We start from the raw sequence: 9,299 nt of genomic DNA on the forward strand, positions 1-9,299 counted from the left end.
ATGGCAAGGGCAATCTCCGCTTCCTTTATTTCTATCTGCATGGTTTGCTGCTTGCTTTTTATCTCGTTCTCCAGCTGCTTCTTTTCCAGTTGGGCAACCTTCAGGTTTAGTTCGGCTTGTTCAATACCTTCACGGGTACCACCTCCGGCTTTAAAAAGGCGTTTGGCATTTTCAACCGCATCGGCAAGGTTGCTGATACGTAATTGTTTGATATCGTTATTTGATCGGATATCAAAAAAGCTTTTGTTAAGGTCCAGCTTAAGCTTGCTTATCTCGTTCCGTTTGCTTTGCAGCTGAAAGTTTAAGCGTTCAAACTCGGTTTGCGAGGCCGATTTATCAAGCGTAAGTATAGATTGCCCTGCCTTAACTTTATTTCCTGCATCCATCAACACCTTTTTTATAGATGCATTAATGGGGCTGGTTAATATCTCTTCAAATTCGGGCAATACTTCGCCGGTGGCGTTAAGCGTGTTTTCTACGCTGCCTTTATCTACCACCGCTGTGGTTATCTCTGTTTTTTTGATGGTTGATTTTAACGATGTACGCAGCAACCATACAGCTATAGCAAGTACAGCAATTACAACTGTTACTATAATAATGGCACTCTTTTTTTTACGTGCAGTTACTTCTTCTTCAATTACCGTATCCATTTTATTATGATAATGTTTGGAAAGAGGTTTGCAAGAGCTATACCAAAGTTAAATTGTTGTTTTTAAGATACTTATGTGTTTTAAACATTTGAATTTTGTCCGATATCGGACAAAGCTTTTCAATTGCGGGCAAACCGCTGTTTCGTGTTTGATAACACAGGTATTTAACTAAAAAAACATTTGTAACAAATGGCATTAACCGCAGTCAAATATCAACTCACCGTTAAACATAAATCGCAATAAGCTATGAATTGGAAGTTTGTATCACGCAAAAAACAAGAAGTTAACAAACCTAAAAAAGGTAAGGTACGCGAATGGCTGGATGCCATACTATTTGCAGTAATTGCATCTACAATTATCCGTGGCTTACTATTCTCGGCATATGCCATCCCTTCTGCATCAATGGAAGGCAGCCTGTTAACCGGCGATTATTTATTTGTGAGTAAAATTGCCTACGGTGCACGTATGCCAATGACACCTGTATCAATTCCGTTTTTAGAGTCAACAGTAATGGGTGGCAAGATAAAAACCTATTGGGATGGCATACAACTACCATATTTCCGTTTACCGGGATTAGGTGAGGTTAAAAAAGGTGATGCTGTTGTATTTAATTACCCGGCCGAAAGCGTAGCCCGCCCGGTTGATATGCGTACACACTTTATTAAGCGTTGCGTGGGTACCCCAGGCGATGTAATTACTATTGTAAATGGCCAGGTTTATGCTGATGGCAAATTAGTTGCTAACGCGCCAAAAAGCCAGACATCATACATGGTAACTACCACCCCTGATAACCTTAACCCCGAAATGATACACGACCTTAAAATTGATGTGAGGTTGCAGTATAGCCCAACGTTGTATGAAATGATCATCCCACCAGATAGTTATAACCAGTTTAAAAGCTATTCAAACATTAAATCTATACAGCCTGTTATTGAGCCAAAGGGCGAATACAATCCGCAGATATTCCCGCATAACGAGAAAATTAAATGGAGCGAAGATAATTTTGGTCCGCTGCTTATACCCAAAAGAGGCACAACTATTCAGTTGAACGATTCAACAATGGGTTTATATGGCCGTTCAATAGAAGTTTACGAGCACAATAAGGTTACCCGTGATGGTAATACAGTATTAATAAATGGCAAAAAAGCCGACACGTATACTTTTAAGATGAATTATTACTGGATGATGGGCGATAATCGCCATAATTCTGAAGATTCGCGTTTTTGGGGCTTTGTACCCGAAGACCATATTGTGGGCAAAGCAAAAATAACCTGGATGAGTATCGATAGCACTCAAACCCCGCTAAACCAAATACGCTGGAATAGAATTTTAAGAGCTATAAATTAATTATCAGATTAAGAGATTTGACAGCTTCTAAGGCTGTCAAATCTATCTGTTAACTGCACGTATCCGAACACTCCCTGTAATGAAACCGCCCGTTAATATATTATTAATATTCATATAATATATTGTAAATCAACATTATATAAGCATGGCATTTGATTTGATGGACATTAATCCAATATCAATATCATGAGTAAAGATAACCGGTTCATTATCAGGCGGACCTTCTCACAAGAACGCTTTGAGATCCTTTGGAAAAAAAGGAAAAACGGCCAGGCTACGTTAAGGGACCTTACCGAAATGGATGAGATAGTGAACCGCGACCCATCTGTACGCCAGTTTGTTTTGGAAGAAATGGAAAATATGGAGAACCCTGCCGATAACAATGATTTGCAGGATATGCTTCAACAACCTACTGTATCTCATCAATCTATAACAGATAAAATCAAAGCATTTTTTAACCGGTTATTTAATATCATAGCGGCCGATTCAAAGTTGCTGCCTGCAAACTGATCCTGAATTGGTAATAATTACATCTGGCCTATACCCGAGTATATCAGGTAGTTTACATAGATATTTTTGGGGCGTGTTTCTTCACCGCTCAAATTATAACCATTACTCAATAATTCCGTGGTCGAGCTAATTTCCTGGTGCGATATCGAAGCAGCCCCGAAGTATTGTCCCCCCGACGCTTGTTGAACAGGATAATTATTATATAAATGTTCATGCTGCTGAATCATACCTTGTTGTGTTGAGCCTACGCCAGCATTTTCACCGTTTGGTAATCTTATCCGGTTGGCAAAACCGGGATCCTGACCGGCGTTAACAGCAAGCCCTCTTAAAAAGTATCCCCTGTAATCGGGCACGTAAAAAGAGCCGTTAAATCCTCCATATAAATTCCCTATCGCATTAAATAACATCGGGAAAACGGTTTCTGAAACTTCGGATCCGTCACATAAGATCCAGCCGGTATTATTGCTGGGCGACGGGCTAAAATTATCTGCGCCGCATAGATAGGTTTGTGGGTTTATTTGCCCGGCGAAGGCAATTATAGTTCCCAGTGGTAAAATGGTTTCCATAAGTATGTAATAAGGTTTGGTTTTTAAAGTTAAAAAATATTTGCCCTGCTTATCATAGTACATTGTAACTTTTTCATTTCAATTATAGGCCGATGGTTCAAATTTTAGGATATTAGGGCTGATTACATCCCCTTTAATTATGAAAAAACTTTTACTTCCTGCTCTTCTATTGTTCAGCTTGTGCGCCGTTGCACAAAAGGCTTCCAAAAAACCGCTTGATCATACTGTATATGATGGTTGGCAGAGCATAGCTAACGAGCGCATTAGTAACGATGGTAAGCGGGTAGCATATGTAGTAAAACCTCAGGAAGGTGATGCTGATCTGATAATAACAGATTCAAAAAATAGTAACCGGCTTACTATTCCGCGGGCAGATACGGTGCGTTTCACTCCCGATTCTAAATACGCGGTTTTTCTGATACGGCCATTTTATAAAGAGATCCGCCAGGCAAAAATTAAAAAAAAGAAACAATCTGAATTCCCGAAAGATACCTTGGGGATTATAACGTTTGGCAAAAACACAGTACAGAAGATACCGGCAATACGCTCATTCAAAATTGCAGAAAAAGCGTCTGTTGTGGCTTACCTTTCCCCTGCCGATACAGTTAAGAAACCGGAAGCATCTGATACATCAAAGAAAGCCATTGCCACCACTATTGCCCCATCAACCCGGGAAGGTGCCGAGCTTTTTGTAAAGCAATTACTTAATGGCAAAACCCGTAGTTTTCATTATGTAACCGATTATCAGTTAACTAAAAACGGAAAGTGGCTGGCATTCTCCGTTACCGCCCCTAAGAAAAATAAAATAGTTAAATCGGGTTTGTTTTTGTACGATATTGAGAAGGATACCCTGAAAACAATAAGCACCGGCCGTGGTAATTACAAAAATTTAACATTTGATGATGCAGGTAAACAACTTGCCTTTACCGCCGAAAAGAATCCGGAAAAGGCATTAGTAAAGCCTTTTAAACTTTATTACTACATGGCTTCAAAAGATAGCGCCACAGTTATTGCCGGGCCAAACGCTGCCGGTATGCCTGCTAATTGGGCCGTAAGTGGCGATGGTAAAGTTTTTTTCAGTAAAAGTGGCAACAACCTGTTTTTTGGTACAGCCCCTATCCCAAAACCGGCAGATACCACTCTTGTTGATTTTGAAAATGCCCGTGTAGATATTTGGAACTACAAAGATGACTATCTGCAACCGCAGCAATTAAAGAACCTGCAGCGCGAACTTAAACGCAGTTATCAGGCGGTTATCCGCCCGGCAGATGGTGCTAAAAAGCTGCTACAATTGGGCGATAAAGGTATCCGTGAGGTAATGGTTCCTGACAATAACGATGCAACCTTTGTTTTAGGGCTAACTGATACAGGCGCCCGTGTGCAGGCACAATGGGAAGGCGGCACCCAACAGGTGGCTTACCTTATTAATACCCACACAGGCGAACATATGCGCATTAACGACCGCCTTAAGGCACGGTACAGCATTTCACCCGGTGGTAATTATGTGGTTTGGTTTGATTCTAAAGATCAAAACTGGCATAGCTATAACATTGCTACAGGTAAAAAACTGAATATAACAGCAGGTACACATGTTAAAATGGGTGAAGAAGATAATGATGTACCCGATGATCCTTCAGCTTATGGCGTATCGGCGTGGGAAGAAAACGACAAACGCGTACTGATATATGACCGTTATGATATTTGGGCTGTAGACCCTGCTACCGGCAAAGCCACTAACTTTACCAATGGCATGGGCCGCAGGTATAAGATAGCGTTTAGATATAATGCTACTGATCCCGAAGAAAAATTTATCCCAACTAAAAAAACATTGTGGCTGATTGCACAAAACGATGAGAACAAACAATGGGGTTATTATAAAAAGGATCTGGCCAGCGATTATGCCCCCAAAAAAGTAGTGATGGTTCCGATGGGCTATAGCAGCCTGCAAAAAGCCAAAGATGCATCCGTATTTATCTATACAAAATACAGTTATACCCAATCGCCTGATCTGTATGTTTCCACAGATTTGGTAAAAGAAGTCAGACTAAGTACTATCAATCCGCAGCAAAGCCAATATAATTGGGGCACTGCCGAACTTGTAACGTGGACAACGCCAAAAGGTTATCATTCAAAAGGTATTTTATATAAACCGGAGGATTTTGATCCGGCTAAAAAGTACCCGATGATCGCTTATTTTTATGAAAAGCTATCAGATGGTTTGTATAACTACCTTCCGCCTGCGCCTACGCCGTCGCGCTTACCTATTTCCTGGTTTGTGAGTAACGGTTATTTAGTTTTTGCACCGGATATTAGTTATGAAACTGGTCACCCGGGTGCTTCAGCGGTAGAGTTTGTTAACTCGGGCGTGGAAGCTTTAAAGAAAAACCTATGGGTTGATGGAAATCATATAGGTATACAAGGCCAAAGTTGGGGTGGTTACCAGGTGGCTTATCTTATTACCCAAACAAATATGTATGCAGCAGCATGGGCGGGTGCGCCGGTTGCTAACATGACTTCGGCTTATGGTGGTATCCGTTGGGAAAGCGGCATCAACAGGCAATCGCAGTACGAAAGGACACAGAGCCGTATTGGCGCTACCTTGTGGGATAAACCAAGCTTATATATTGAGAACTCTCCCCTTTTTCAGTTACCGAAAGTAAAAACGCCGGTGGTGATCATGTCTAACGATGCGGATGGCGCCGTGCCATGGTACCAAGGGATAGAAATGTTTACCGCCCTGCGCAGATTAGGTAAGCCCGTTTGGCTGCTGCAATATAACGATGAGGCCCATAACCTGGTAAAACGCCAGAACCGTAAAGATATCAGCATCCGCGAAGCACAATTTTTTGACCATTTCCTGAAAGGTGCACCAATGCCGGTATGGCTGGATAAAGGTGTGCCTGCTGTTGATAAGGGTAAAGATTGGGGGTTTGAATTAAGTGGGCAGTAGATAGTTTGCAGTGGGCGGTTTGCAGTTATCAGTAATATATTGCAAACTGCCAACTTTTAACTGCCAACTCAAAAGCTATTTCAAATAATAATGCCTGATAGAGTTAAGCCTTTCATCCAATTCATATACCCAGGGCGTTGCAGTGGGGATATCAAGTTTGGCTACATCTTCGTCGCTTAGGTTTTCAATGTATTGTATAAGCGCCCTCAGGCTGTTACCATGGGCACATATAATTACCTTTTTGTTTTCGCGAATGGCCGGGACTATGCTTTCATGCCAGAATGGTAATGCCCTATCCATGGTTTCGCTTAGGTTTTCGGTTAGGGGTAATTCGCGATATGTAAGATCGTTATAGCGCAGGTAATGCCCAGGGAAACGGTCATCCTGTTCAGTAATAGCAGGCGGATGTTCATGCGGGTCGCGACGCCATTTTTGCACTTGCTCTTCGCCATATTTTTCTATGGTTTCGGCTTTGTTAAGGCCTTGCAGGGCACCGTAAAAACGCTCGTTTAAGCGCCATGATTTATGCACCGGGATCCACAGGTGGTCTACTTGTTCCAGCACAAAATGCATAGTTTTTATGCTCCGTTTTAATACCGAAGTGAAACCGATATCAAATGTATAACTGTGTTTTGCAAGTAGTTCGCCGGCGTGTATAGCTTGCTGCAGACCCTCTTCGGATAGGTCTACATCCGTCCACCCGGTAAAGCGGTTCTCCTGGTTCCAAACACTTTCTCCGTGGCGTATCAATACTAATTTCTGCATAATCAATAGGTAACGTTTAATGAAGTGTTCAGTTTAAAAAACTATTGCTAATTCGTTTTATTTCGATTAGATTGCGATTTATAAACCAAATTTAAACTTTATTATGATACCTACCACTCCAGTAGTTGTTAAGGATGGCATAGCCAACCCCGCCCCATTAGGCCTGTGTGCCTTCGGCATGACCACCGTTTTATTGAATGTGCATAACGCAGGCTTTTTTGAGCTGAATGCCATGATATTGGCAATGGGCATTTTTTATGGCGGACTGGCACAGGTAATTGCCGGCATTATCGAAGCTAAAAAGAACAACACATTCGGGCTTACTGCATTTACATCTTATGGCTTCTTCTGGCTATCGTTGGTTGGGTTAATAGTAATGCCAAAACTGGGTTGGGGAACAAAACCTACCGAAGGTGCCATGTGCGCTTACTTAGGTATATGGGGCTTATTTACTTTTTGCCTGTTCTTTGGTACATTAAAACTAAACCGTGCATTACAGTTTGTTTTTGGCTCTTTAACTATACTTTTCGCATTATTAGTTTGGGGCGATGCCACCGGTGACGAAAGCATTAAACACTTAGCCGGTTACGAAGGTATAATATGTGGCTTATCAGCAATATATACGGGTATAGCAGGTGTGCTTAATGAAGTTTACGGCAGAACTGTTTTGCCTATCGGGACGGTTAAATAGCCTTACCCTATCCCTTCTTTGGAAGAAGATCATTTCATGATGTGTCGCAGTTTATCAACCAAAAAGCGGTGTTCATTATGGAACAAAGTGGAACAGCTTTAAATTATGAACTTTTTATAAATCAATCATTTATAAAAAATAGCTGCTTTTGTTTGTGGCTGAATTATGCACCCTAAAAGGGCGAACTAAGGCCGAAAAAAGACTAAAAAAAGTCGCATTTTGCCAGACGATTTCCTGTTCTATTTCCCAAAAAGTGGAACAAAACCGTATTTTTCTAAATGATTGTAAATAAGAACATTAATAGATTTATTATAAAGTTCTTGTTTAACTACTGACAAGATTTTGTCGTAGTAATAAATTGATTATCAAAGTGTTCCATCTGTTCCATTTTGTTCCGTTTTAAAATGGAACAGATGGAACAATGCTGTTTAGTTCAATGGGTAACAGGTCAAAATCTAAAGGTTTGACGCGTTTGCCTTGTGAGGCTCTCAAATATTTCTGCTAAATTGCGCCTGTGAAAGATCTTAAAAAATATTATACGTTACCCGCTACTCCTGAAGAGGTGTACACGGCGCTTACCAATCCCCTAACCTTAGAATTGTGGACAGGTGAAAAAGCCCAAATGTCTACCGAACCCGGCTCGGAGTTTTCCCTTTGGGAAGGCAGTATTGTGGGTAAGAACCTGGAGTTTGAAGAAGGAAAGAAAATTGTACAACAGTGGTATTTTGACGGGCAGAGCGACGAATCTATCGTTACCATTAAAATACATCCTGATCCGCATGGCTCATCTGTAGAGTTAAGGCACGTAAATATCCCTGATGATGATTTTACAGATATCGCCGAAGGTTGGAATGACAGTTATTTTGGTAACCTTGCAGACTTCTTCGCGGTAGGATAATTAGAGAGGCAAGACGATAAGACATAAGAATTAAGATATATAAATACATAGCAAAAGAGCCGCCCCATATTGGAGCGGCTCTTTTATTTAAAATCTTGATTCTTGACTCTAATAGTCTTGAATCTGTCCCTTAGTATAAAGTGAACTCTACACGACGGTTTTGCTGACGACCTGCTGCTGTTTTGTTAGTAGCTATTGGCTGGCTTTCACCGTAACCTGTAGCTTCTATACGTGAAGCATTTGCGCCTTTGCTAACCAGGTAAGATTTTATTGATTCTGCACGGTCTTTTGATAACCTTAAGTTTAAAGCATCTGAACCAGTATTATCTGTGTGACCCGCTAATTTTAAGCTGAAGTTTTTCTCAGTTAATAAGTTAGCAACCCTGTCTAAGCTTGGGAATGATTTAGGGCGAATAGTTGCTTTACCTAAGTCAAATTCAAGGTTATTTATCGCGTCCTTAACAACACGTTTGTCTTCTTCAGTAACGTAAACAACTGGTTTAGCCAATGGGCAGCCAGAACCATCTACCTTAGTACCGGCAGGTGTGTTAGGGCACTTATCATTAAGGTCTAATACACCGTCGCCATCGCTATCAACTGATAATTTAGCCAAGTTTGCGTTGGTTGTGTTAAGGTCTGTTCTTAACTGATCGTTCTTAGCTTTTTCAGCATCGATCTGTGATTGTAACATAGCTTTAGTTTGCTCGTTTTTCCATACATACTCGGTACGCAATGAGTTAACCGGGTTGTAAGTAGCCATGTTAGGTGTTTTTGAGCTACCCAACAAAAACTCTAAACCTGCGTGAGCATAAGAGAACCTGTCGTTTGAACCACCTGTGTTGTAACCATCAACGGTGTCTGATTGTACAAAGTTAACCTGGTAACCTAAATCTAAATTTACGTTCGAACCTAAGTTCACTTT

Annotated in this window: 9 protein-coding genes; 5 read left to right on the plus strand and 4 right to left on the minus strand. The window is 41.0% G+C overall.

The window, feature by feature from the left end:
• A partial coding sequence (locus JWQ85_RS17880) for a biotin/lipoyl-binding protein (protein WP_299470369.1) occupies window positions 1-650 on the minus strand: 650 nt, incomplete at its 3' end.
• 246 nt (window positions 651-896) lie between these two features.
• On the opposite strand from JWQ85_RS17880, the gene lepB reads away from it, so the two are divergent.
• Together lepB and JWQ85_RS17890 are read left to right on the plus strand one after the other, a co-directional pair.
• Complete coding sequence (lepB, locus tag JWQ85_RS17885; RefSeq protein ID WP_299470370.1) at window positions 897-1,997, plus strand: signal peptidase I; 1,101 nt, start codon at window positions 897-899, stop codon at window positions 1,995-1,997.
• 186 nt (window positions 1,998-2,183) lie between these two features.
• Window positions 2,184-2,507 (plus strand): hypothetical protein, encoded by a 324-nt coding sequence (locus tag JWQ85_RS17890; protein ID WP_299470371.1) that lies wholly within the window; start codon window positions 2,184-2,186, stop codon window positions 2,505-2,507.
• Between the two features lie 17 nt (window positions 2,508-2,524).
• Here the strand turns inward: JWQ85_RS17890 and JWQ85_RS17895 are convergent, their stop codons facing one another.
• Complete coding sequence (locus JWQ85_RS17895; protein ID WP_299470372.1) at window positions 2,525-3,073, minus strand: phage tail protein; 549 nt, start codon at window positions 3,071-3,073, stop codon at window positions 2,525-2,527.
• Between the two features lie 139 nt (window positions 3,074-3,212).
• On the opposite strand from JWQ85_RS17895, the gene JWQ85_RS17900 reads away from it, so the two are divergent.
• Window positions 3,213-6,023 carry a prolyl oligopeptidase family serine peptidase gene (locus JWQ85_RS17900; protein WP_299470373.1) on the plus strand — a complete coding sequence of 937 codons (2,811 nt, stop codon included), beginning with the start codon at window positions 3,213-3,215 and terminating at the stop codon, window positions 6,021-6,023.
• 75 nt (window positions 6,024-6,098) lie between these two features.
• On the opposite strand, the gene gpmA is transcribed toward JWQ85_RS17900, so the two are convergent.
• A complete protein-coding gene (gene gpmA, locus JWQ85_RS17905; protein ID WP_299470374.1) occupies window positions 6,099-6,788 on the minus strand; it encodes a 2,3-diphosphoglycerate-dependent phosphoglycerate mutase in 690 nt (229 codons plus the stop codon).
• Window positions 6,789-6,891: 103 nt separating this feature from the next.
• Between gpmA and JWQ85_RS17910 the strand changes: the two genes are divergently transcribed.
• Together JWQ85_RS17910 and JWQ85_RS17915 are read left to right on the plus strand one after the other, a co-directional pair.
• A complete protein-coding gene (locus JWQ85_RS17910) occupies window positions 6,892-7,479 on the plus strand; it encodes an acetate uptake transporter (RefSeq protein ID WP_299470375.1) in 588 nt (195 codons plus the stop codon).
• Window positions 7,480-7,993: 514 nt separating this feature from the next.
• Window positions 7,994-8,377, plus strand: a complete 384-nt coding sequence (locus JWQ85_RS17915; RefSeq protein WP_299470376.1) for an SRPBCC domain-containing protein — start codon at window positions 7,994-7,996, stop codon at window positions 8,375-8,377.
• 130 nt (window positions 8,378-8,507) lie between these two features.
• Here JWQ85_RS17915 and JWQ85_RS17920 read toward each other — a convergent pair.
• Window positions 8,508-9,299: OmpA family protein (locus JWQ85_RS17920; protein ID WP_299470377.1), on the minus strand; the 792-nt coding region annotated here is incomplete at its 5' end.

This window comes from Mucilaginibacter sp., from assembly GCF_028288105.1.
Lineage (GTDB): Bacteria > Bacteroidota > Bacteroidia > Sphingobacteriales > Sphingobacteriaceae > Mucilaginibacter.

Excerpts from the sequence above, each read along its gene's own strand:
- lepB (WP_299470370.1), top strand. The coding sequence starts at position 897 with ATGAATTGGAAGTTTGTATCACGCAAAAAACAAGAAGTTAACAAACCT.
- JWQ85_RS17890 (WP_299470371.1), top strand. The coding sequence starts at position 2,184 with ATGAGTAAAGATAACCGGTTCATTATCAGGCGGACCTTCTCACAAGAA.
- JWQ85_RS17895 (WP_299470372.1), bottom strand. The coding sequence starts at position 3,073 with ATGGAAACCATTTTACCACTGGGAACTATAATTGCCTTCGCCGGGCAA.
- JWQ85_RS17900 (WP_299470373.1), top strand. The coding sequence starts at position 3,213 with ATGAAAAAACTTTTACTTCCTGCTCTTCTATTGTTCAGCTTGTGCGCC.
- gpmA (WP_299470374.1), bottom strand. The coding sequence starts at position 6,788 with ATGCAGAAATTAGTATTGATACGCCACGGAGAAAGTGTTTGGAACCAG.
- JWQ85_RS17910 (WP_299470375.1), top strand. The coding sequence starts at position 6,892 with ATGATACCTACCACTCCAGTAGTTGTTAAGGATGGCATAGCCAACCCC.